The sequence below is a fragment of the Streptococcus sp. SCPM-O-B-15294 (M123) genome (assembly GCF_058200455.1).
The window spans coordinates 31,220-52,103 of record NZ_JBYQGU010000003.1; the positions used below are offsets into that span (position 1 = coordinate 31,220).

Consider the following 20,884-nt stretch of genomic DNA (forward strand, 5'->3'; position numbering starts at 1 on the left):
ATGAATAACTTGATTAAATCCAAGCTCGAGCTCTTGCCGACGAGTCCGGGCTGTTACATTCACAAAGATAAGAATGGTACCATCATCTATGTGGGGAAGGCCAAGAATCTTCGCAATCGGGTGCGGTCGTATTTCAGAGGGAGTCACGATACCAAGACCGAAGCCTTGGTATCTGAGATTGTGGATTTTGAGTTTATCGTCACCGAGTCCAATATTGAGGCCTTGCTTCTTGAAATCAACCTCATCAAGGAGAACAAGCCCAAGTACAATATCATGCTCAAGGACGACAAGTCCTATCCCTTCATCAAGATTACCAATGAGCGCTATCCCCGTCTCATCATCACGCGCCAGGTCAAAAAGGATGGCGGTCTCTATTTCGGCCCCTATCCGGATGTGGGAGCGGCCAATGAGATCAAGCGACTTTTGGATCGGATTTTCCCATTCCGCAAGTGTACCAATCCGCCTTCCAAGGTCTGCTTTTACTACCATTTAGGGCAATGTATGGCCCACACAGTCTGCCACAAGGACGTGGCCTATTTCAAGGGCATGGCTCAGGAAGTCTCTGATTTCCTCAAGGGGCAGGATGACAAGATTATCGATGAGCTCAAGCTCAAGATGACTACCGCTGCGCAAAACATGGAATTCGAGCGGGCAGCCGAGTATCGCGATCTGATCCAGGCCATTGGGACACTACGGACCAAACAGCGAGTCATGGCTAAGGATTTGCAGAACCGGGATGTTTTTGGCTACTACGTGGACAAGGGCTGGATGTGTGTGCAGGTCTTCTTTGTCCGTCAGGGCAAGCTGATCGAGCGAGACGTCAATCTTTTCCCTTACTACAATGATCCGGACGAGGACTTCTTGACCTATGTGGGGCAGTTTTACCAGGAGAAATCCCACCTGATCCCCAATGAAATCCTGATCCCTCAAGATATCGATGAGGAAGCGGTCAAGGCCCTTGTAGATACCAAGGTCCTCAAGCCCCAGCGTGGGGAGAAAAAGCAGTTGGTCAATCTGGCCATCAAGAATGCGCGTGTCAGTCTGGAGCAGAAGTTTAATCTCCTTGAAAAATCCATGGAAAAGACCCAAGGTGCTATTGAAAACCTAGGAAAACTCCTGCAAATTCCAACTCCTGTGCGTATTGAGTCTTTTGACAACTCCAACATCATGGGGACCAGTCCAGTCTCAGCCATGGTGGTCTTTGTCAATGGGAAGCCAAGCAAAAAGGACTACCGCAAGTACAAGATCAAGACCGTCGTTGGGCCAGATGACTATGCCAGCATGCGGGAGGTCATTCGCAGACGCTACAGTCGGGTTATGCGGGATGGCCTGACGCCACCTGATCTGATCGTTATCGATGGTGGTCAGGGTCAGGTCAATGTCGCTAAGCAAGTGATCCAAGAAGAGTTAGGGCTGGATATTCCTATTGCAGGTCTGCAAAAGAATGACAAGCACCAGACCCATGAATTACTCTTCGGCGATCCTCTCCAAGTCATTGAACTCTCTCGGATCTCGCAGGAATTTTTCCTCCTCCAACGGATCCAAGATGAGGTACACCGCTTCGCTATCACCTTCCACCGCCAGCTCCGTTCCAAGAATTCCTTCTCTTCTCAGCTGGACGGCATCGAAGGCTTGGGACCAAAACGCAAGCAGTTGCTGATGAAACACTTCAAGTCACTGACCAAGATCAAAGAGGCCACTGTGGATGAGATCGTCACAGTCGGCATTCCGCGAGCAGTCGCGGAGGCAGTGCAAGCCAAGCTCCATCAAGGAAAGCAGGAAGAGGCAAGTCCCTTGATGGAAGTAGCGGAGCCGGTAAAAGATTTACAGTAAAGGGTTTTATTTTTAGGGGAAAAATAAATGGAACTTCTTGATACAAAAATTGAAAGTAACGGTTTTATTTTTTATGGGAAATTCTCTGAGGGTCTTTTCCAAGAGTGGTTAAAAATCACAACTATACTGGCATCTAAAAGTGACCTTAAAAATGAGCTTTTGTTTCAGGTTGGGTTTAGTATCTATAAGCTGATAGAAGTAGAAAAACAGCAGTTTAGACTTGTCTCCTGTAAAAACTAAATAAGGTAAACTTTTGATATTCTGGTTCGATTTTTGCTTATTTTTAATAAAAATTTACCTTATTTTGATGAAATTGATTGAAATTAGTTGAAATTTTATTTTTTGAAAACTTATAAAAACGTTGATTTTAAAGTACTTTAAAATTAGAATAAATAAGTAGTGCCCCAACCAGGTCATACGATCTGTGAGAAAAAGAACACATAACAAAAAGAGGAGCTTCACAATAAAGTTCCTCTTCTTTTATATATCCGAATCATTATTCTTATTTCAAAAAAGGTAGTGAAAAAGGTAGTGATTCGGTTGATTTATATTGCAATGTAGTGAAATTTAGAATTTCAAGAATCGCTTAAAATCAAGGTTTCTAACATCTATTGACGTGTAGTGAACCCCTATTTCACCTCATTGATTATGAAGCCAACCCTTTTAAAGATTTTACAGAGGATTTAACGGTAGCACTTTGGATTCAGTCCGAACAGGCTAGTCTCGTTAAAGAATTGCAGATAAATCCCTCAGAAATTCGATTTGACGATAAAATTCTAATTGCCAAAGGTGTCTTTGAGGATGAACATGCCTATCTGCAACGACAAAATACTCAAATCCTGAAAGACTCAGGTTGGTTTATGGGCTATCAAAGGCAAGATAATGAAGACTTTGTTGGCATTCACGCTTTTGAACTATTGAAATGGAATCCAAAACTTATAAAAGTGTTGGTCTTACCAACTGATTATCTAGTTATTGTTAATGATGGAGAAATCCATTCAATTTTAAACGATTGCGATGAAGAAATTTTTGCGATTTCGTAAGTCTATTCATTAAACGTAAGAGAAACCATCCAATTCAAATGGATGGTTTTCACTTTTCGTACTCGTTTTTGTTATACTTAATGCATAAAGATTTTTCAACTATAAAGGAGTAGTTATGAACCATCGAATCGCCATTTTATCTGATATACACGGAGATACGACAGCCCTGGAGGCAGTGATTGCGGATGCGCGTGCTCTAGGCGCGACGGAATACTGGCTTTTGGGGGACATTTTGCTTCCGGGGCCAGGAAGAGAGGACCTTTTTGAGTTGCTGGATGCGATTCCGATTACAGCGGCTATTCGTGGAAATTGGGACGATTGTGTCCTAGAGGCTCTGGATGGCGAGTACGGTCTTGATGATCCGCAGGAGATCCAGCTTCTTCGTCTCACTCAGTACCTTATGGAAGGACTGGATCCTAAGCGAATCGATTGGCTTCGATCCCTTCCTTTGGTAGAGAAGAAGGAGGTCAATGGCATTCGCTTTTCACTGACCCACAACTTGCCAGAAAAGAATTATGGTGGAGACTTGCGTCCAGCAAATGCGACGGAGAACTTTGACCAATTGCTGGATGACCAGACGGATATGGCGATCTACGGGCATGTCCACAAGCAGTTGCTTCGCTATGGCAGTCAGGGCCAGCAGATTCTCAATCCGGGGACTATTGGCATGCCTTATTTTGACTGGGAACCAATTCAAAACCACAGAGCTCAGTATGCGCTGATCGATGTCGAAGAAGATGGGGTGACCAACCTGCACTTTCGTAAGGTGGCCTATGACTATGAAGCAGAGCTCCAAGATGCCAAGGACAAGGACCTTCCCTTTATTGAAATGTACGAAGAATTGAGACGAGAGGATAACTATCGAGGTCATAACAATGAGCTCCTCGCAAGGTTGAATAAGCAGTATGGTTATGACCAAGACGTCAAGTACTTCTATGATTTTCTTTCCTAAATGATCAATGAAAAAACTCTGCAAGCTCTTTCATTTTGTGTTAAAATAGAGGTAATAGAATTAGAAAAGGAAGTTGACTATGAAATTCCTAGAACTCAACAAAAAACGTCATGCGATCAAGCATTTTACAGACCAACCGGTCGATCCAAAGGATGTACGAACAGCTATTGAAATTGCGACCTTGGCTCCAAGTGCGCACAATAGCCAACCATGGAAATTCGTGGTCGTTCGTCAGAAAAATGCAGAATTGGCAAAAGTAGCCTATGGTGGGAACTATGACCAAGTCATGGAAGCACCTGTGACCATTGCTCTCTTTACGGATACTGATTTGCAACGTCGGGCTCGGAAGATTGCGCGTGTCGGTGGGGTCAAGAACTTCACAGAGGAGCAGTTGCAATACTTCATGCAAAACCTTCCTGCAGAATATGCTCGCTACAATGAACAACAGATTAGCGATTACTTGGCATTGAATGCTGGATTGGTCGCGATGAACTTGGTATTGGCCTTGACGGACCAAGGGATCGGCTCAAACATCATCCTTGGCTTTGACAAATCAAAAGTCAATGAAGTCTTGGAAATCGAAGAGCGTTTCCGTCCAGAACTATTGATTACTGTCGGCTATGCTGCTGAGAAGGTAGAACCTAGCTACCGCTTGCCAGTAGACGAAATCATTGAAAAACGCTAATAGAAACTGAAAGAACCGGATGGTCTCGTCTCTACGATACAAGTCCGGTTTTCTAGAATCCTTTGGCAGTCGCTGAAGGGATTCTAAAGGATTCAATTTAAATCGAAACAACGGAGGAATGCATGACAACAATTGACTTTAAAGCAGAAGTAGAAAAACGCCGCGAAGAAATGATGGCTGACCTTTTCAGCCTCTTGGAAATCAACTCAGAACGAGATGACAACCAAGCAGATGAGACTCACCCTTATGGACCTGGCCCCGTCAAAGCCCTTGAGAAATTCTTGGAAATTGCTGAGCGTGATGGCTACGAAACAACCAATGTGGACAACTATGCTGGACACTTCACCTTTGGACAAGGAGAAGAAGAGCTTGGAATCTTTGCCCACATGGACGTGGTACCTGCAGGTAGTGGCTGGAATACAGACCCATATAAACCTGAGATTATCGATGGCAAGCTCTATGCGCGTGGTTCATCAGATGACAAGGGTCCTACAGTAGCTTGTTACTACGGCTTGAAGATTATCAAGGATCTGGGATTGCCAGTATCTAAGCGCGTGCGCTTCGTGGTCGGTACAGATGAAGAATCTGGCTGGGGCGATATGGACTACTATTTCAAACATGTCGGTCTTCCTGATCCAGACTTTGGCTTCTCTCCAGATGCGGAGTTCCCAATCATCAACGGGGAAAAAGGAAACATCACTGAGTACCTTCATTTCGGTGGCCAAAATACAGGTCAAGCGCATCTTCATAGCTTCACAGGTGGCCTTCGTGAAAACATGGTACCAGAGTCAGCGACAGCAGTCGTTTCTAGGCAATTACCAGACCTAGCTGGTCTCTTGGAGGCCTTTGCCAATGAACACCAACTTCGTTATGAAGTGGCAACAGAGAATGACGGTAAATTTAAAGTCACCATTATCGGAAAATCTGCCCATGGCTCTACTCCAGAAGCTGGAATCAATGGAGCAACTTATTTGTCTCTCTTCTTGAACCAGTTCGACTTCGGTGGAGATGCCAAAGCATACTTGCAAGTGTCAGCATCTCTTCTTCATGAAGACTTTGCTGGTGAGAAGCTTGGCATTGCCCATACAGATGAGAAGATGGGGGCTCTCAGCATGAATGCGGGTGTCTTCAACTTCGACGAAAATAGCTCAGATAACACCATCGCCTTGAACATTCGTTACCCTAAAGGAACAGATCCAGAAACCATCAAAGCTGGACTTGAAAAAGTAGAAGGAGTGGCGTCCGTCAGCTTGTCTGCCCACGGCCATACCCCTCACTATGTTCCAATGGAAGATGAATTGGTCTCAACGCTTTTGCGTGTCTATGAAAAACAAACCGGACTGAAAGGTCATGAGCAAGTAATCGGTGGCGGAACCTTTGGTCGTCTATTAAAACGTGGGGTTGCCTTCGGTGCCATGTTCCCAGACTATGTGAACACCATGCACCAAGCCAATGAATTTGCGGATGTAGAAGATCTCTACCGTGCAGCTGCAATCTACGCAGAAGCCATCTACGAACTCATTAAATAAGACGCTACTCAGTCGGCACTTGCTGGCTGAGTTTTTGCTTAGAGGAGGAGAAATGGAGAAACTGGAGCGGATCAAAGAGGCCATCATGGCCGATCCACAAAACAAAAACTATACGGATAAAGGGATCGAGCCCTTGTTTGCGGCACCAAAGACTGCTCGGATCAATATCATCGGACAGGCACCTGGACTGAAAACACAAGAAGCCGGCCTCTATTGGAAGGACAAGAGTGGAGACCGTCTTAGGGAGTGGTTGGGAGTTGATGAAGAGACCTTTTACCATTCGGGTCTATTTGCGGTTATTCCCATGGACTTTTATTTTCCTGGGCATGGCAAGTCAGGGGACCTGCCACCTCGCAAGGGCTTTGCGGAAAAGTGGCACCCTCTGCTCCTTAAGGAGTGTCCGGATATTGAGTTGACCCTCTTGATCGGCCAGTACGCTCAAGCCTACTATCTCCATGAGAAGGTTAGTGGCAAGGTGACAGAGCGGGTGCGTCGGTACAAGGACTATCTGCCCGACTATTTCCCTCTGGTCCATCCATCGCCTCGCAATCAGATCTGGATGGCCAAGAATCCCTGGTTTGAAGCAGAAGTGGTGCCGGCTCTTCAAGCTCGGGTCCAGCAGATTTTAAGAGAGTACAAAAAGAAAAAATGAGTGATAACCACCAATAGGAGGAATTCCCATGGATGCATATCAAAAAGTCAAAGCCAAATTGGACGAGCTCGGGATTAATTTTGATGTGGTGGAGCATCCACCAGTATTGACTACCGAGCAGGCCGATTCCTATATTGAAGGTCTAGAAGGGGTCCGGACAAAGACCATGTTTTTGACCAATAAAAAGAAAAGCCAGTACTATCTGCTCATCATGGATGACCAGAAACTCTTGGATATGGAGGATTTCAAAGAGCAAGTAGGAGCCAATCGGATCCGCATGGCTTCAATTGAATCTCTGGCAGAAAAAATGCAATTACCAGCTGGGACAGTATCTCCTTTTGGCTTGTTAAACAATGAAGAAAAGGATATTCTCGTCTATTTTGATCAGGACATTGTGTCAGAGGAAATCATGACCTTCCATCCTAACACGAATGAAAAGACGATCTTTATCAAAACCCAAGACCTATTCCGCTTTTTAGAATCCATTGATTTTAAATATGAAATACTAAACTTGCCATAGTGGCATCAAAAAGGAGAAATCATGAAAGAAATTCCATTTAATGACTTTTTAACAAAGTACCAAGCAGGAGAAATTAACGTCGTCGATGTTCGCGAGCAAGAGGAGTACGATGCTCTTCATCTGGACGAAGTGACCTTACTTCCCTTATCAGTATTGGCAGAACGCTTTTCAGAGCTGAAAAAAGACCAAGCCTATTATGTCATCTGCAAGTCTGGTCGGCGATCAGCCCGTGCTTGCCAATTTTTGGAAGAAGCGGGCTATGATGTAACCAACGTCCAAGGAGGCATGGATGCATTTGAGTAGTTGGGATGGCCCAGCTTGTGAATTCCGGTAGAACATTGAATTCTAGTGGAAATTTTTATATAATATATCTGTATTTTGTTTTATAAGGAGATTATTTTATGATCAAACAGGATTGGCTTGATTACTTTGAAGCTGTGAACGGTCGTTCAGCAACTGAAGCAGAGATCGCTCAAGCGTTGGCTGCAGGTGAGTTCCAAGAAGAACAGGTAGCCCAAGAAGCTTCACAATTTGTAGGGGCTCCAGTAGCTCCAGACCAAGTAAACGCTGGATTTGTTGCTGCTCCAGCAGCACCTGAAGAAGTGACTTCTCAATTTGCTGCTGCGCCAGAAGCGCCAGCTCAAGAAGCACCACAATTCGCTGCTGCTCCAGAAGCGCCAGTTCAAGAAGCACCACAATTCGCTGCTGCCCCAGAAGCGCCAGTGCAAGAGGCACCACAATTTGCTACTGTGCCAGAAGCGCCAGTGCAAGAGGCACCACAATTTGCTACTGTGCCAGAAGCGCCAGTGCAAGAGGCACCACAATTTGCTACTGCGCCAGAAGCGCCAGTGCAAGAGGCACCACAATTTGCTACTGCACCAGAAGCACCAGTACAAGAGGCACCACAGTTTAATACTGCGCCAGAAGCACCAGCATTTGGCGCTCAACCAAATAGCTTCCAACAAGCGCCTCAACAACAGCCACAACCAGGATTTGGTCAACCAGCCCCAGGTCAAGGCTTCCAGCAAGCACCTTATCCAGGACAACCTCAACCAGGTCAAGCCTATTATGCACAACCTGCTCAACCAAATGCCTTTGGTCAAGCAATGAAAGGATTCTGGTCATGGTTTGTTTCTGCTTTGGTTCGACCAACAGTAGAAAATCAACCAAGAGTATTGAATGGTATTCTTCATTATGTCTTAACTGCATTTATCCTTAGCCTCTCACTTTTCTTCGTGGCGAGTGCCTTCCCTTACGCTGAAGTAGGATTTACGGCTTACCTATTGATTGTCATTGTAACTTTCTTTACAATTTACGCCACTCAATTAACTGGTTTCTTGGTTCGTCACCTTGTCTTGCAAGATAAAGAATACACCTACAAACGTTCATTCGATGAGTTTGCTCGCTTGTCTATCTATGCCTTGCCAGCATCCCTCATTGTCTTAATTTTTTCTCTAGTTAAGTACTTTGAAGGATTTAGCTTCCTTCGATCGTTAATCTTCGTTCTCTATTTCTTAGGCTTGCTATACACTGTTTACCAAGGTTTGAACAGAACAAAAATCAAGGCTGACAAATTCTTGTTGCTCCTTGCTTCAACAGCGGTCATTCTAGTCATCTTCACAATTGTTGGCATCGTTGACAGACGCATTTTAGAACAAGTATCCGTCTATATCGCTTCCTTCTTTTAATCGGGTAGGAACCTTGTCATAAAATTCTTGTTCATATAGATATCGGATAAAAAATATTTTAGGTTTTAGGAGAACATACCGATGAACAAAAAATGGGTAGAATTATTTGAAAAAGTGATCGGTCGCAAACCTACTCCTGAAGAATTCATTGCCGGAAGAGATTCCGGCTTTGATTTTAAGGCAATCAAATCAATTGCTGGAGTAGCGATCGATCAAGTGGCATCAGAAGTTCCAGTGCAAGGAGAGCAGGAGCCAGTAGAAGAGCTTGTAAATCCACTCCAACAGGCCTGGGAAGAACGTTTCTTCGCCCTTTATGGACGTGCGCCACTTCCAGAAGAGATCGAATCAGCACGTAGTCAGAACTTTGAAATTGTGGAAGGACCTGCTCCAACTATTCATTTGGATGAGACCAATCAAACAACACAGGTCTTCGCACCAGTAGAGAGTCCATCAGAGGCCTCAGAAAGCCTGTCCCAGCCAGTTGAAGCCGTAGCGGTAGCAGAAGCACTAGAACAAGAAGAAGCTGTCAAGAAAGGCAAGAAAAAGAAAGAAAAGAAAGTCAAAAAAGAGAAAAAGGGCAAGAAAAAGAAAGTCTTCTTCTTCAGTATTTTAACTTTGTTGGTCTTGACCTTGTCTGGTCTAGGCTATTACTTCTCATCAACGACAGGCCCACAGGTGACAGTGGACAAATTGGTCACAGCCATTGAACAAAAGGATTACCGGGAAGTGGCTAGCATCCTTTCAAATGATAAGGATAAGTGGACCAAAGAAGAAGCTCAGGGCTTGCTAGACTATATGACTGCTCAGAAGATTGATGTCATTTACGAATTAGATCATATCGCTCAGTCTTCCAAAACAGGGATCGTCAAGGACAAAAACCAGAATCTACTGATTGGAATCGAGAAGGCGGATAAGAAATTCGGTATCTTCCAAGAATATCGCATCGAGACCTATCCACTTGAAGTCACAGCGACTACGAATCTGGATGATGCCAAGCTTAAGACCAGTGAAAAAGAGTCGACTGTGCTCAAGAAAAACCAAACGACCAAGCTTGGAAAGGTTCACTTTGCACCACGAGATATGCAACTAGACGGTAAGACCGAAGTTGGAAAGATCTCTAGTGAGGTCAAGCTAGATCCAGCTCAAGCTTCGAAAAATAAGCTGGACTTGACCTTCAATTCTGAGAAACGTCTTCTTGAAATTGAATTTCCAGAGGAAGTCAGCAATCCAACGGATATCAAGGTGGCCGTGAATGGCAAGGAAGTCGGCACAAGTACCCTATTTGAAGTCGATGTCGTAGCCCATCAAGAAATCGAGGTCCATGCAGTCTTTAGTGTCAACAATGAGAGCTATACAACTGAAAAGGCCAAGGTTACGATCGGTGAAACTCCGGATGATGATGAAGTCATCACTTTGAAGCTTTCTAAGGATGTAGCCAAACGATTGAAAGATGCAGAATCAGCTCGTAAAACCAAGGAAGAAGAAGCCAAGAAGGCAGAAGAGAAGAAAACTGCTATCACCTCCTTCCTCCAAGACTACCGGACAGAAATCTTCTCATCTGTCTTAAGTAGATCCAACACCTACTCCAAGTACTATGACACTTCAAGTGATGCCTATAAGGAAATGGTGGAGTGGACAACAGGTGGCGGAGTCAAGAAGGCTGAAATCGACTACTATACACCAGGTGTTTTCAACGTTCTCAGCGTTAACGAAGAGAATGGAATGGTGATCGTGAAAACCCATGAAGAATATACTGTGCACTATGTGACCAGCCGAAAAGATAGCCAGAGTAGCAAGGACAAGACCTACACCCTGAAACCTGTAGGGGATACTTACGTGATTACGGCTATTGCGGTCACGGCTGGTAATTAGGAGGTTTATGATGAAATTAAGCATGACAAAGTGGACGCTTGCTGGCCTTGTTCTGTTGAGCCTAGGTGCCTGTGGCCAACAGAAGGAGTCAAAGAGCTCATCTCAAAAAGAGCCTGCTTCCAGTAAGCAAGTAGCTCAGTCGTCAGCCAGTAAAGAAACCAGTGCTTCCCAAGCAACTTCATCTGATGATAGCGACAAGTCAACGAAGAAGGCAGGCAAAGTAACGGTGGACCAAGGTGTTTCCTTTAATGGCTCTTATTACAGTGTCCAAGGAAAGTCTGGAGATATCGTCATCGCCAACAAGCACTACCCCTTAGCTGCAGACTACAATCCAGGTGAGGATCCAACAGCTGTTGAGGCTTTGCACGAGTTGATCGCGGCCATGCAGGCAGAAGGCTATGCTATCAGCGATCAGTACAGTGGTTTCCGCAGTTATGAGACCCAAGTAGATCTCTACCAAAGCTATGTCAATCAAGACGGTGCCGCTGCAGCAGATCGCTACTCAGCTCGTCCTGGCTATAGCGAGCACCAGACAGGTCTAGCATTTGACCTCATCGATACCAGTGGCAATCTCGTTCAAGAAGCAGGCGCAAGCAAATGGTTGCTCAAGAACGCTGCCAAGTATGGCTTTATCGTCCGTTATCAAGAAGGAAAAGAAGCGAGCACGGGCTACATGCCGGAAAGCTGGCACCTTCGCTATATCGGAGAAGATGCAAAAGATGTCGCAGCATCAGGAAAAAGCCTAGAAGAATACTTCAACTTTACCGGTGGCGACTACGAATAACAAGAAAGAGGCTGGGACAAAATTCCTAGCCTCTTTCTATGTTTATTTGGATTGTCGAGCAAGACGCAGTGGTTGAGTGGGCTCTACTACGCTGATTTCATCAGCTTTTACAGCCCTACTCAACTGTGCGGAGTTGGGACGACGAAATCGAATTCTAACGAATTACCGATTTCTGTCCCACTCTCATTTTTGTGCGGAGAAGGACAAGAAAAAACCACTGCCAAGTGGAAGTGGTTTTAATTGGTTTCTTATTTGAGACCGTATTTTTTGTTGAAACGATCCACACGTCCATCTGCTTGAGTGAACTTTTGACGTCCAGTGTAGAATGGGTGTGAGTCTGATGAAATTTCAACACGGATCAATGGGTAAGTTTCACCTTCGAATTCAACAGTCTCGTTAGAGTACTTAGTTGAACCACTAAGGAACTTATAACCAGTAGTAGTGTCCATGAAGACAACAGGGCGATATTCTGGATGGATATCTTTTTTCATTTTGCAATAATTCCTTTCTGCCATGGTCTCTTTCCGAGCCATAGATTGTTACTAAGTTAGTTTATCAAAAACAAAAGAGTTTGGCAAGGATTTTTACCAAATTTTTCGCATTTTATAAAGAAAAAAGTGGGAGAAGCCTATCCTGTTAGGTAAGCTTTTCCCACTCTGTCTAACAATCCTAGAAAGGAATAGTTAGCCCTGTAAGATCAACAGAAATCTTTTATTCTTGACCAGGTTCAGTAGTTGGCTGTTCTGGTTGTTGAGGTTGCTGTTGCTCTTGTGGTTGCCAAGCTTGTTGGAAACCTTGTTGAGGCTGTTGAGGCGCTTGTTGGAAACCTTGTTGAGGCTGTTGAGGCGCTTGTTGGAAACCTTGCTGAGGCTGTTGAGGCGCTTGTTGGAAACCTTGTCCTGGAGCAGGTTGACCAAACCCTTGTTGCGGTTGTTGCCATTGTTGTTGATTAGGTTGACCAAACCCTTGTTGAGGTGCTTGTTGGAACCCTTGTCCTGGAGCAGGCTGACCAAATCCTTGTTGCGGTTGTTGCCATTGTTGTTGACCAGGTTGACCAAACCCTTGTTGAGGTGCTTGTTGGAACCCTTGTCCTGGAGCAGGCTGACCAAACCCTTGTTGAGGCGCTTGTTGGAAGCCTTGTCCTGGGGCAGGCTGACCAAATCCTTGTTGAGGCGCTTGTTGGAATCCTTGTCCTGGGGCAGGCTGACCAAACCCTTGTTGCGGTTGTTGCCATTGTTGTTGTCCAGGTTGACCCGGTTGTTGTGGTGATTGGACAGATGATGCAACAGACTGTGCGAATCCTCTACTTGTTGAGGCAAGTTCTTGGAATGTCCCTTTAGTGATTTTACCACCAGACATGGCAAGAAGTCCTGTGATCACAAGAGCAATACTTGCAATGACTGCAATAATCAAACCAAAACCAATAGAAAAGCCATCACCGAATTCAGATGAAGCACCCAAGACTCTAAACATAGTGATGATCGTAATTAAGCTTTCAAGAATACCGATAGCAATGACACCAATGGAAAAATTTTTGTTCATTGGTGGAGCAATGTTTGGAAGGCAAGCTAGAACGATGGCACCAATAGCTAGGACAACGATGACCCATCCAAATTCACCTCGAATTCCACTGAAAGAATAACTTCCGTAGGATCCACCATTGAATGTACTCCATGGCAAAAAGGTAGAAATGGCAGTAAGAGCTGCTGCGACGATGATAAAAATACGATGTTTATGCATAAAACGTCTCCTTTTTTGTGATTATTATAGCATAAATAAGCTCAAACTGGAATGGAAATTTAAGAAATTGTTCACATTTTTCTAAATTTTATTAAAATTCATTCGTATTTTGTTTAAAATAAAAAAAGGCCAATCGTCTCCACTAGAAACGACTGACCTGCTTGCTTGATTTTCATTATCTATTTGGACTTGGCAACTTCTTGTAGTTCCCGATAGATTTGCTCGTTCTCTTCTAAGGAATAAGAATTGGCTCCACTGGCGAGGGGGTGGCCTCCACCATCGTGGCGTTTGGCAATCTCGTTGATTACCAGAGCCTTACTTCTCATACGGACGCGGTAGTGGCCATCTGCTTGCTCGACAAAGATAGCCCAGACGCTGACGTCTTCGATCCGACCAGGTGCTGAGACGATCGCAGCAGTCTCAGCATCTGTGATTTGGTAGTGTTTGAGGAGCTCTTGGGTCAGGGTCACGCGACTAGCTCCATTTTCATCGATTTCAAGATGATCATAGACATAGCCTTGAAGCTTGGCGATCTTAGAACTCATGCTGTCCATCTGACGAGAAAGACCTGCAAAGTCAAAGTCAAAGCTACGAAGGTGGGCAACCATCTCGAAAGTCCGGCTGGTCGTCGAAGGATAGAGGAAGCGTCCAGTGTCTCCGACAATACCAGCATAGAGGAGACGGGCTGCTTCTGGACTGATCTCAAGCTCTTGTTCAAGAGCAAAGAGGGTGATAAGCTCACTTGTAGAGCTTGAATCTGTGTCTACCCAGAGGAGATCTCCGTAAGCATCATCGTTTGGATGGTGGTCGATTTTGATCAGAAAATCGCCGCTTGTGTAGCGTTTGTCATCGATGCGAGGGGTGTTAGCAGTATCGCAGACAATGACCAAGGCACCCGCATAGTCCTCATCTGTTACAGTATCCATGCTAGCCATCCAAGCAAGAGTCGGCTCGTTAAAGCCGGTAGCTAGGACTCTTTTGTCTGGGAAGTTGGTCTGGATAATTTCCTTCAGACCGACCTGGCTTCCAATCGCGTCAGGATCCGGATTCATATGACGGTGAAGGATAATGGTATCGTAGTGGTTGATTTTCTCTAAAATGTCCTGTGTGATCTGCATATAGTACCTCATTTAATTCTCTTTCAATTTTAGCATAAGGAGGGCATTTGGAAAAGAAAAAGGTTGTCTAGCCTCAGGTGGACAATTTCCGAACAATGCCAGGCTCCCAGTACTTCCCTATGCAAAATGCGCGCGAAAGTGGTATAATGTCATAAGATTATTATTTGGAGGGAATTATGACATTAGCAAAGATTGTTTTTGCAAGTATGACAGGAAATACAGAAGAGATTGCTGATATCGTAGCAGATAAGTTTCGTGATCTTGGTGTCGAAGTAGAAGTCGACGAATGTACAACAGTAGACGCAGAGGACTTTCTTGAAGCTGATATTGCAGTCGTAGCGACCTATACCTACGGTGATGGTGAGCTTCCTGACGAAATCGTAGACTTTTATGAAGACTTAGCTGGTCTTGACTTGAATGGTAAGATCTACGGTGTTGTTGGATCCGGTGATACCTTCTACGACGAGTTCTGTAAGGCAGTCGATGACTTTGATCGTGTCTTTGCAGCGACTGGTGCGGTTAAAGGTTCTGAGTGCGTCAAGGTAGACTTGTCAGCTGAAGATGAAGATATTGAAAAATTAGAAGCTTTTGCAGAAGAAGTCGTAGCAAAAGTAGGCTAATCCATAGCTAAGAAAGGTGTTTGCATGTGGCAAGCACTTTTTTTATGGATGAAAACCTTCAATAGCTGGATAGGGCTAGTAAGATTGCGCGATTTTTGATAAAATGGGTAGCAAAAAGTAAGGAGGCCAGTGTATGGAACTAGAGAAGATTCGCCAAGAGATTGACAGCATTGATAAAGAATTGGTCCGTCTGTTAGAACGCCGGATGCACTGTGTGGAAGATGTCATTCGCTACAAAGAAACCCATCAAAATCCTGTCTTGGACCGGGCTAGAGAAGAAGAGGTCTTAGCCAATGTAGCCAGCTTGGTCCAGGAAAAACGCTATGAAGAGACCATCCTTGCCACTTATCGGGATTTGATGAAGCGCTCCAGAGGCTACCAGGCCGATCAGTTAGATGCGGATTAGGGTGCTGATATGACGATCTTTAAAAGAACCTTAGTGTATACCCTAGATGCCCTCATAATCGGGGTGATCGTTGGGGTGATTGATACCCTCTTTGGCCGTGTTTTGATCGGGATTGGTGAAGTTCGTACAGACTATCTCCTTTATCTCTTGCCCTTTCTAGCTCTAGCAGGTATCTTGATTACCTATCTCAATCGCACCTATGGGGGCAAGAGTCAAAAAGGGATGGAGCTGCTCTTTGAAGTGGGAGAGGGAAAGGAGAAAGACATTCCCAAGCGGTTAATCCCTTTGACTATTCTTTCAACCTGGATGACGCATCTCTTTGGTGGATCCGCTGGTCGCGAAGGAGTGGCGGTCCAGCTCGGTGGGACAGTGGCCCATGCTCTACGAAGAGAGGGACTTGGCTCAGACGCTTCACGGGTCTATTTGGTCACTGGGATGGCAGCTGGCTTCGGTGGCCTCTTTCAGACGCCTCTAGCTGCCATCTTCTTTGCTATGGAGGTCCTAGTAGTTGGGAGACTGGAGTGGCGGGCTCTCTATCCTGCCACCATTGCAGCCTTTGTCGCTAGTTGGACCTCTCACACCTTGGGGCTAGAGAAGTTCACCCAGGTCATTTCAGACAAGCTCTCCCTATCGCCTCACGTACTCTTGCAGTTGCTGGTCTTAGGAGTGATCTTTGGTCTGACAGGTAAGCTCTTTGCCTACCTTTTGGGGCGGTTAAAAACTAGCTTTGCCAAGACCTTTGCCAATCCCTATGTGCGGATTGGAGTGGTCGGTCTCGGTCTAAGTGTCCTCTTGTATCTGATTGGGACAGGTCGCTACACAGGACTGGGGACCAACCTGATCTCCCAAAGTTTTGCGGGAACTGATGGCAAGAGCTTTATCACTGGAGCAGACTGGATCCTCAAGCTCCTCTTTACGGTAACGACCATTGCTGCAGGCTATAAGGGAGGAGAAGTGACCCCGCTCTTTTCTATTGGGGCAAGTCTAGGTGTCTGGCTAGCTCCTTTCTTTGGACTTCCGGTTTATCTGGTAGCGGCCTTGGGCTATGCGGCAGTCTTCGCCGGGGCAACCTCAACGACCATTGGCCCCATCTTGATCGGATGTGAGGTCTTTGGTTTCCAGCATTGGCCAGCCTTTCTCTTGGTCTGTCTGGTCGCTACGCGTCTCTTTCCAGCCTTGTCTATCTATGGTGGACAAAAAGTTGAGAAAAAGTTGCAATAATCCTTTACAAACGGATATTCTTTTGGTATTATAAACTTTGTGCGTAATGGAAGCACAAAAATACAGTTTATCCGCTGGGGGAGTAGCCCTCAAGATTGACGAAGATAGGAGAATAAAATGAATCCATTAATCCAAAGCTTGACTGAAGGTCAACTTCGTACTGATATCCCTGCATTCCGTCCTGGTGACACTGTTCGTGTACACGCGAAAGTTGTCGAAGGATCTCGTGAACGTATCCAGATCTTTGAAGGCGTTGTTATCGCTCGTAAAGGTCAAGGACACACTGAAATGTACACTGTTCGTAAAATCTCTAACGGTGTCGGTGTTGAACGTACATTCCCAGTACACACTCCACGTGTAGAAAAGATTGAAGTTGTACGTTACGGTAAAGTACGTCGTGCGAAATTGTACTACCTTCGTGCATTGCAAGGTAAAGCAGCTCGTATTAAAGAAATCCGTCGTTAAGACGAATAAGGAGGCGGGAGTGATCTCGCTTCTTTTTTTTATAGGTCCCCTTAGTTCAATGGATATAACAACTCCCTCCTAAGGAGTAGTTGCTGGTTCGATTCCGGCAGGGGACAGAAATAGAAAAGAGAACACTGAAGATTCAGTGTTTTTTTGTTGGTTTATGGAAGGATGGATCATGGGGAAAGTGCTTGTATGGTATAATAGTGGAAAATGAGAACATTGATTTTTAAGGTAGTCCTATCATTTTGGAATACCAAATTAAAAGATTATGAGTGCTCTACAAGTTTAGTCTGAAAGGGATAAAGAAAAGGGAGTAGAATGAAAATTTCTGGTACAAGGTCTATCATCACATTTGACTATGAAAATGGCTATGTTTTAAAAGCAGAGGGAGAGTTGTTGATTGATGGTAGCTTTATTGTATATAGGTCAAGCATACAGAATTGGGAGCCACCTTACAACCACATTCCTATCACACAGAACGAGATAGATAAACTTGTCGAGGAAGTGAACTCCATGATGACTGAGCAGACAATACAGATCGAATTTATCTGAGTTAGAGTAGGAGAAGGATGATGAAAATTGATTACAGTGAATGGATGGTTATATGGGGATGGGATGGTTGTGTAATAAAGATAGAACTATCAGATATCATTCATGCGGAATATAATAAAGATGAGAACATTGTTATCGTCTATAGTGGAGAAAACTTTGTAAGCAAAATCATTTTCTACTTTAGTTTAGAAGGAAAATTGATAGGGCAACAAAATCTGATAGAAGGAACCCTAGATTGGAATCATAATGGTCAACACCAGATTGGTTTCCCTCATTTACATCATCTTCGCTTTAGCCCTAAATATCAGCGTATCTTCAGCATATTTTGCTTATCAAGTGACTTTGGACTTCCGTCAGAACTAGAGATTTATAATTTAGAAGGTGAGAGAATCGACCAAATTGAATCTCCTATAGGATATACAATGATGTATATTTCTGAGATAAGTAAAGAGAAACTGAGAATTGTCTGTGAGGCTCTTAAAGAGGATTGTTTTGATAAATTTGGTCGAAGGGATTTCTATTTTGATGTGGAGTTAGAAAATAGAAAATGGGTAAAAGATGGCATTGCCTATTGAGGAAGAGAAAAAGAAGCCTGATTTAATGATATTCTGGTTGAGAGAATAACTTGCACTAGGAGAATACAAATGAAACCAACCAACCTAGAATGGGAAGATGTTACCAAGTTTGAAGAGGTAAAAGGTTACGGCCGGCATATCTGGAGAGATAAGGATAAATATTATTTAGTTTCAGAAGAGGGAACTGTGGCTTCTTGGTTAGTAGTCTATGAATTACCAAATGAGTTGTTTGCCTTATTAGAAAGTGGAGAGAGATCGCTACTCGAAATATCTTGGAAGATTAAAACCGATCGTTGGCCACCGACGGAAGAAGAAAAGAAAGCTAGTAAGAAACGATTCATAGAAGAGAGTCCTACATCATTAATTGATTTACCTGAAACTAGAGAGTTATTTACTCAGGAAGAGCTTGAAAGATTAATTCCGCTTGCTGAACAAAAATGGATTGACTGGAGAGGCAAACTTCCAGACGATTATGTATCACCACTTAGGTAAGGAAGGTGTAAAATGAAACCAACAAAACTACAATGGGAAGATGTTATCCAGTTTGAAGAAGTTGAAGGATATGGGAAATCTATCTGGAAAAATGAGGATAAATATTATTTAGTTTCAGAAGAGGGAACTGTGGCTTCTTGGTTAGTAGTCTATGAATTACCAAATGAGCTATTTGCCTTATTAGATAGTGGAGAGAGATCACTACTCGAAATATTTTACAAGATTGAGACCGATCGGTGGCCACCTACGGAAGAAGAGAAGAAAGCTAGTGAGAAACGATTCATAGAAGAGAGTCCTACATCATTAATTGATTTACCTGAAACTAGAGAATTATTTACTCATGAAGAGCTTGAAAGATTAATTCCACTTGCTGAGCAAATGTGGATTGATTGGAGAGGGAGACTTCCAGATGATTATGTATCGCCATTGAAATAGCTTATGGGGAAAATAGAGAGGGTTTATTTTTAAATGAATCAGATAAAGGGGAATGGATTCATTATAACTGAAGAAAATGGCAATTATACAATGTCCTGGATGACAGGAGGTTTTCAAGATAGAGAAGTTACTTATCCAGTTAGTAAAGAATTAGTGGACAAGGCTTTAAGGTCAGAACAGGATGCTTATGAGGTTGAGTTATTCTTACAAACTGGAGAATGGGTGACTAAAGAAAGTAAAGAAGTAGCCAGACAAAATTATTTTAGATCCTCACCAGTTCGTATTTTAGTAAATCCATCATCTATTAAACGGTTGTTTTCCAATCAAGAATTTGAAGAACTGTTACAAAAAGCAATTTCCTCAGAGCTCAAACCAACTGAACTTAACGCTATTGGTGTTGTTGATAGTCATTTAGAACTTCTTTTGATGGATCCAGTTGGCTGGGAGGAAGAGATAGAAGCAGTCCATTTGGAAATTATGCAGGAAAAACTAAATAACTATATCTACTTCCTCGAAAACAAGCAGTATGTGGATCGATATGGTGATAACTTTAATAAAAAATTCATCCAAATTACTTTTCAATACTCTCCATCTGATAATGGATTGGCCTTTCTCGCAGCTGTTCAGAAAGTGTTACAACCAACAAATATGAGCTTGAAGGTAGAATTGCCGGAGTAATAAAGGGAGCGGGAACGCTCTCTTTTTGTGCTATAATGGAATACGTGGAGGGATAAAATGGATAAAGAATATCTAGTTTACCAAAACAAAGTATACTCTAATTTTGTGAATTATATAAATGATTATATTCTTCTTTCAAAAGATCCGGCAATGTTGAAAGAAGGCTACGTTCCCTATAGTTGCTATGTAGATGATGCCGGAGAAGGCGTATACGGGAAGCTTGAGCCTTATAGTGAGGTTAGTCAGAGGTATTCGGTTTATGATCGTGTTTTGTATAAAGGTCAGGAATTTGAAATGGCTGGTCACAAGCGTGGAGATGATGATTTTACAGCACCCGATTCTTATGTGCGAATATTAGTTTCTGATAAAGAATTTTTAAATGAAAACAATATAGCAGATGGTGCGGAATTGATGGATGATAAGTATGGTCTTATCACGTATGCATCAGGAAAAATCCCTGTCAGCGAAGTAACCATTTTACGTCGTAGAAAGGATTTGCCAGTAGACCGAAGGAGAAAAATATGAAATCATTTTCTATTTAACCTAGTATCGGTAAGGCTGTTTCTGGAGTTGGTTTTTGTACTCTCAAGATTTAAGTAACTGTACAACTGAATGCGAGGGAATGGAAGTTGACGAGGTGAGTGAGTTTTAGAGCTGTGTTGTTTCGAATAGTTCTAAAACGTATTTTTTGTATGATATAAAATAAAGGGCTTTCTATGGAAAATGATGCATTTTTTGATTATTATTTAAAATCACTTAAGTTTTATTTTGGTGATAGGTGTAAGGATTTTGGATTTATAAAGTTTTTTAAAGATAAAAATAATTGTTTTATTACTATAGAGGATTATGTTTTGGAATCATTTGTAGTATTGTCAAATTTTTTGAGTACGGATAGGATTGTGTTTTCTTGTGGAATTATTTATAGTAAGGGGGTAGTTACTGGAGTAGAAGTATGTATGAATGTATTAGAGTTAGAAAGATTAAATAATTTGTACAAGATATAGTTTTGATGAATATTAAA

Annotated in this window: 26 protein-coding genes and 1 tRNA gene; 24 read left to right on the plus strand and 3 right to left on the minus strand. The window is 43.4% G+C overall.

The annotated features are described in order from the left end of the window. From uvrC to ldcB, 12 genes are all read left to right on the plus strand, one after another. Nucleotides 1–1,833, plus strand: a complete 1,833-nt coding sequence (gene uvrC / locus AC3E8G_RS03060) for an excinuclease ABC subunit UvrC (protein ID WP_490677001.1) — start codon at nt 1–3, stop codon at nt 1,831–1,833. 27 nt (nt 1,834–1,860) lie between these two features. Beyond that, nucleotides 1,861–2,073: a hypothetical protein gene (locus AC3E8G_RS03065; protein WP_490677002.1), complete on the plus strand. Its 213-nt coding sequence runs from the start codon at nt 1,861–1,863 to the stop codon at nt 2,071–2,073. A gap of 371 nt (nt 2,074–2,444) precedes the next feature. Beyond that, a complete protein-coding gene (locus tag AC3E8G_RS03070) occupies nt 2,445–2,876 on the plus strand; it encodes an immunity protein Imm33 domain-containing protein (protein ID WP_490677003.1) in 432 nt (143 codons plus the stop codon). A gap of 115 nt (nt 2,877–2,991) precedes the next feature. Beyond that, nucleotides 2,992–3,828, plus strand: a complete 837-nt coding sequence (locus AC3E8G_RS03075) for a metallophosphoesterase family protein (protein WP_490677004.1) — start codon at nt 2,992–2,994, stop codon at nt 3,826–3,828. Nucleotides 3,829–3,907: 79 nt separating this feature from the next. After that, nucleotides 3,908–4,513 carry a nitroreductase family protein gene (locus tag AC3E8G_RS03080; RefSeq protein ID WP_219074230.1) on the plus strand — a complete coding sequence of 202 codons (606 nt, stop codon included), beginning with the start codon at nt 3,908–3,910 and terminating at the stop codon, nt 4,511–4,513. 122 nt (nt 4,514–4,635) lie between these two features. Then, entirely contained in the window at nt 4,636–6,042 is a 1,407-nt protein-coding gene (gene pepV, locus AC3E8G_RS03085; RefSeq protein WP_490677005.1) for a dipeptidase PepV, read from the plus strand. Between the two features lie 52 nt (nt 6,043–6,094). Beyond that, complete coding sequence (locus tag AC3E8G_RS03090) at nt 6,095–6,694, plus strand: uracil-DNA glycosylase family protein (RefSeq protein WP_195550524.1); 600 nt, start codon at nt 6,095–6,097, stop codon at nt 6,692–6,694. 28 nt (nt 6,695–6,722) lie between these two features. Next, complete coding sequence (locus AC3E8G_RS03095; protein ID WP_154852715.1) at nt 6,723–7,214, plus strand: prolyl-tRNA synthetase associated domain-containing protein; 492 nt, start codon at nt 6,723–6,725, stop codon at nt 7,212–7,214. Nucleotides 7,215–7,235: 21 nt separating this feature from the next. Continuing rightward, nucleotides 7,236–7,517, plus strand: coding sequence for a rhodanese-like domain-containing protein (locus AC3E8G_RS03100; RefSeq protein ID WP_154852718.1), 282 nt, complete (start codon nt 7,236–7,238; stop codon nt 7,515–7,517). Between the two features lie 98 nt (nt 7,518–7,615). After that, entirely contained in the window at nt 7,616–8,902 is a 1,287-nt protein-coding gene (locus AC3E8G_RS03105; RefSeq protein ID WP_154852721.1) for a DUF6574 domain-containing protein, read from the plus strand. A gap of 81 nt (nt 8,903–8,983) precedes the next feature. Next, entirely contained in the window at nt 8,984–10,774 is a 1,791-nt protein-coding gene (locus AC3E8G_RS03110; protein WP_490677006.1) for a TcaA second domain-containing protein, read from the plus strand. Nucleotides 10,775–10,784: 10 nt separating this feature from the next. Continuing rightward, nucleotides 10,785–11,558 carry an LD-carboxypeptidase LdcB/DacB gene (gene ldcB, locus AC3E8G_RS03115; RefSeq protein ID WP_154852724.1) on the plus strand — a complete coding sequence of 258 codons (774 nt, stop codon included), beginning with the start codon at nt 10,785–10,787 and terminating at the stop codon, nt 11,556–11,558. A gap of 248 nt (nt 11,559–11,806) precedes the next feature. Here the strand turns inward: ldcB and AC3E8G_RS03120 are convergent, their stop codons facing one another. The 3 genes from AC3E8G_RS03120 to AC3E8G_RS03130 form a co-directional block, all read right to left on the minus strand. Beyond that, on the minus strand, nt 11,807–12,049 hold the full coding sequence (locus tag AC3E8G_RS03120; RefSeq protein WP_023023047.1) for a type B 50S ribosomal protein L31: 243 nt from the start codon (nt 12,047–12,049) through the stop codon (nt 11,807–11,809). Nucleotides 12,050–12,269: 220 nt separating this feature from the next. After that, nucleotides 12,270–13,298 carry a hypothetical protein gene (locus tag AC3E8G_RS03125; protein WP_445278213.1) on the minus strand — a complete coding sequence of 343 codons (1,029 nt, stop codon included), beginning with the start codon at nt 13,296–13,298 and terminating at the stop codon, nt 12,270–12,272. 179 nt (nt 13,299–13,477) lie between these two features. Then, nucleotides 13,478–14,416: a DHH family phosphoesterase gene (locus AC3E8G_RS03130; RefSeq protein WP_236128119.1), complete on the minus strand. Its 939-nt coding sequence runs from the start codon at nt 14,414–14,416 to the stop codon at nt 13,478–13,480. 176 nt (nt 14,417–14,592) lie between these two features. On the opposite strand from AC3E8G_RS03130, the gene AC3E8G_RS03135 reads away from it, so the two are divergent. From AC3E8G_RS03135 to AC3E8G_RS03190, 12 genes are all read left to right on the plus strand, one after another. Further along, nucleotides 14,593–15,036 (plus strand): flavodoxin, encoded by a 444-nt coding sequence (locus tag AC3E8G_RS03135; protein WP_023026746.1) that lies wholly within the window; start codon nt 14,593–14,595, stop codon nt 15,034–15,036. 133 nt (nt 15,037–15,169) lie between these two features. After that, nucleotides 15,170–15,442 (plus strand): chorismate mutase, encoded by a 273-nt coding sequence (locus tag AC3E8G_RS03140; protein WP_048689907.1) that lies wholly within the window; start codon nt 15,170–15,172, stop codon nt 15,440–15,442. 9 nt (nt 15,443–15,451) lie between these two features. Continuing rightward, complete coding sequence (locus AC3E8G_RS03145; protein ID WP_490677007.1) at nt 15,452–16,663, plus strand: chloride channel protein; 1,212 nt, start codon at nt 15,452–15,454, stop codon at nt 16,661–16,663. Between the two features lie 117 nt (nt 16,664–16,780). Then, nucleotides 16,781–17,128 carry a 50S ribosomal protein L19 gene (gene rplS / locus AC3E8G_RS03150; protein WP_003003254.1) on the plus strand — a complete coding sequence of 116 codons (348 nt, stop codon included), beginning with the start codon at nt 16,781–16,783 and terminating at the stop codon, nt 17,126–17,128. 44 nt (nt 17,129–17,172) lie between these two features. Beyond that, a tRNA-Arg gene (locus AC3E8G_RS03155) sits at nt 17,173–17,244 on the plus strand. A 205-nt stretch (nt 17,245–17,449) separates the two neighbouring features. After that, nucleotides 17,450–17,683, plus strand: a complete 234-nt coding sequence (locus AC3E8G_RS03160) for an Imm74 family immunity protein (protein ID WP_129822124.1) — start codon at nt 17,450–17,452, stop codon at nt 17,681–17,683. 20 nt (nt 17,684–17,703) lie between these two features. Further along, a complete protein-coding gene (locus AC3E8G_RS03165; RefSeq protein WP_490677008.1) occupies nt 17,704–18,258 on the plus strand; it encodes a hypothetical protein in 555 nt (184 codons plus the stop codon). A 69-nt stretch (nt 18,259–18,327) separates the two neighbouring features. Further along, nucleotides 18,328–18,750, plus strand: a complete 423-nt coding sequence (locus tag AC3E8G_RS03170; protein ID WP_490677009.1) for a hypothetical protein — start codon at nt 18,328–18,330, stop codon at nt 18,748–18,750. 12 nt (nt 18,751–18,762) lie between these two features. After that, nucleotides 18,763–19,185, plus strand: coding sequence for a hypothetical protein (locus tag AC3E8G_RS03175; RefSeq protein ID WP_195213966.1), 423 nt, complete (start codon nt 18,763–18,765; stop codon nt 19,183–19,185). A 33-nt stretch (nt 19,186–19,218) separates the two neighbouring features. Continuing rightward, nucleotides 19,219–19,863, plus strand: a complete 645-nt coding sequence (locus tag AC3E8G_RS03180) for a DUF6572 domain-containing protein (protein ID WP_490677010.1) — start codon at nt 19,219–19,221, stop codon at nt 19,861–19,863. A gap of 57 nt (nt 19,864–19,920) precedes the next feature. After that, complete coding sequence (locus tag AC3E8G_RS03185; protein ID WP_129822121.1) at nt 19,921–20,388, plus strand: hypothetical protein; 468 nt, start codon at nt 19,921–19,923, stop codon at nt 20,386–20,388. Nucleotides 20,389–20,579: 191 nt separating this feature from the next. Further along, nucleotides 20,580–20,867 (plus strand): hypothetical protein, encoded by a 288-nt coding sequence (locus AC3E8G_RS03190; RefSeq protein WP_129822120.1) that lies wholly within the window; start codon nt 20,580–20,582, stop codon nt 20,865–20,867. Nucleotides 20,868–20,884: the final 17 nt, after the last annotated feature.

Coding starts and splice junctions, on each gene's coding strand:
- AC3E8G_RS03185 (WP_129822121.1), top strand. CDS start 19,921: ATGGATAAAGAATATCTAGTTTACCAAAACAAAGTATACTCTAATTTT.
- AC3E8G_RS03100 (WP_154852718.1), top strand. CDS start 7,236: ATGAAAGAAATTCCATTTAATGACTTTTTAACAAAGTACCAAGCAGGA.
- AC3E8G_RS03175 (WP_195213966.1), top strand. CDS start 18,763: ATGAAACCAACAAAACTACAATGGGAAGATGTTATCCAGTTTGAAGAA.
- AC3E8G_RS03145 (WP_490677007.1), top strand. CDS start 15,452: ATGACGATCTTTAAAAGAACCTTAGTGTATACCCTAGATGCCCTCATA.
- AC3E8G_RS03165 (WP_490677008.1), top strand. CDS start 17,704: ATGAAAATTGATTACAGTGAATGGATGGTTATATGGGGATGGGATGGT.
- AC3E8G_RS03075 (WP_490677004.1), top strand. CDS start 2,992: ATGAACCATCGAATCGCCATTTTATCTGATATACACGGAGATACGACA.
- pepV (WP_490677005.1), top strand. CDS start 4,636: ATGACAACAATTGACTTTAAAGCAGAAGTAGAAAAACGCCGCGAAGAA.
- AC3E8G_RS03180 (WP_490677010.1), top strand. CDS start 19,219: ATGAATCAGATAAAGGGGAATGGATTCATTATAACTGAAGAAAATGGC.
- uvrC (WP_490677001.1), top strand. CDS start 1: ATGAATAACTTGATTAAATCCAAGCTCGAGCTCTTGCCGACGAGTCCG.
- ldcB (WP_154852724.1), top strand. CDS start 10,785: ATGAAATTAAGCATGACAAAGTGGACGCTTGCTGGCCTTGTTCTGTTG.
- AC3E8G_RS03120 (WP_023023047.1), bottom strand. CDS start 12,049: ATGAAAAAAGATATCCATCCAGAATATCGCCCTGTTGTCTTCATGGAC.
- AC3E8G_RS03080 (WP_219074230.1), top strand. CDS start 3,908: ATGAAATTCCTAGAACTCAACAAAAAACGTCATGCGATCAAGCATTTT.
- AC3E8G_RS03095 (WP_154852715.1), top strand. CDS start 6,723: ATGGATGCATATCAAAAAGTCAAAGCCAAATTGGACGAGCTCGGGATT.
- rplS (WP_003003254.1), top strand. CDS start 16,781: ATGAATCCATTAATCCAAAGCTTGACTGAAGGTCAACTTCGTACTGAT.
- AC3E8G_RS03105 (WP_154852721.1), top strand. CDS start 7,616: ATGATCAAACAGGATTGGCTTGATTACTTTGAAGCTGTGAACGGTCGT.
- AC3E8G_RS03160 (WP_129822124.1), top strand. CDS start 17,450: ATGAAAATTTCTGGTACAAGGTCTATCATCACATTTGACTATGAAAAT.
- AC3E8G_RS03090 (WP_195550524.1), top strand. CDS start 6,095: ATGGAGAAACTGGAGCGGATCAAAGAGGCCATCATGGCCGATCCACAA.
- AC3E8G_RS03135 (WP_023026746.1), top strand. CDS start 14,593: ATGACATTAGCAAAGATTGTTTTTGCAAGTATGACAGGAAATACAGAA.
- AC3E8G_RS03110 (WP_490677006.1), top strand. CDS start 8,984: ATGAACAAAAAATGGGTAGAATTATTTGAAAAAGTGATCGGTCGCAAA.
- AC3E8G_RS03125 (WP_445278213.1), bottom strand. CDS start 13,298: ATGCATAAACATCGTATTTTTATCATCGTCGCAGCAGCTCTTACTGCC.
- AC3E8G_RS03130 (WP_236128119.1), bottom strand. CDS start 14,416: ATGCAGATCACACAGGACATTTTAGAGAAAATCAACCACTACGATACC.
- AC3E8G_RS03065 (WP_490677002.1), top strand. CDS start 1,861: ATGGAACTTCTTGATACAAAAATTGAAAGTAACGGTTTTATTTTTTAT.
- AC3E8G_RS03140 (WP_048689907.1), top strand. CDS start 15,170: ATGGAACTAGAGAAGATTCGCCAAGAGATTGACAGCATTGATAAAGAA.
- AC3E8G_RS03190 (WP_129822120.1), top strand. CDS start 20,580: ATGGAAAATGATGCATTTTTTGATTATTATTTAAAATCACTTAAGTTT.
- AC3E8G_RS03170 (WP_490677009.1), top strand. CDS start 18,328: ATGAAACCAACCAACCTAGAATGGGAAGATGTTACCAAGTTTGAAGAG.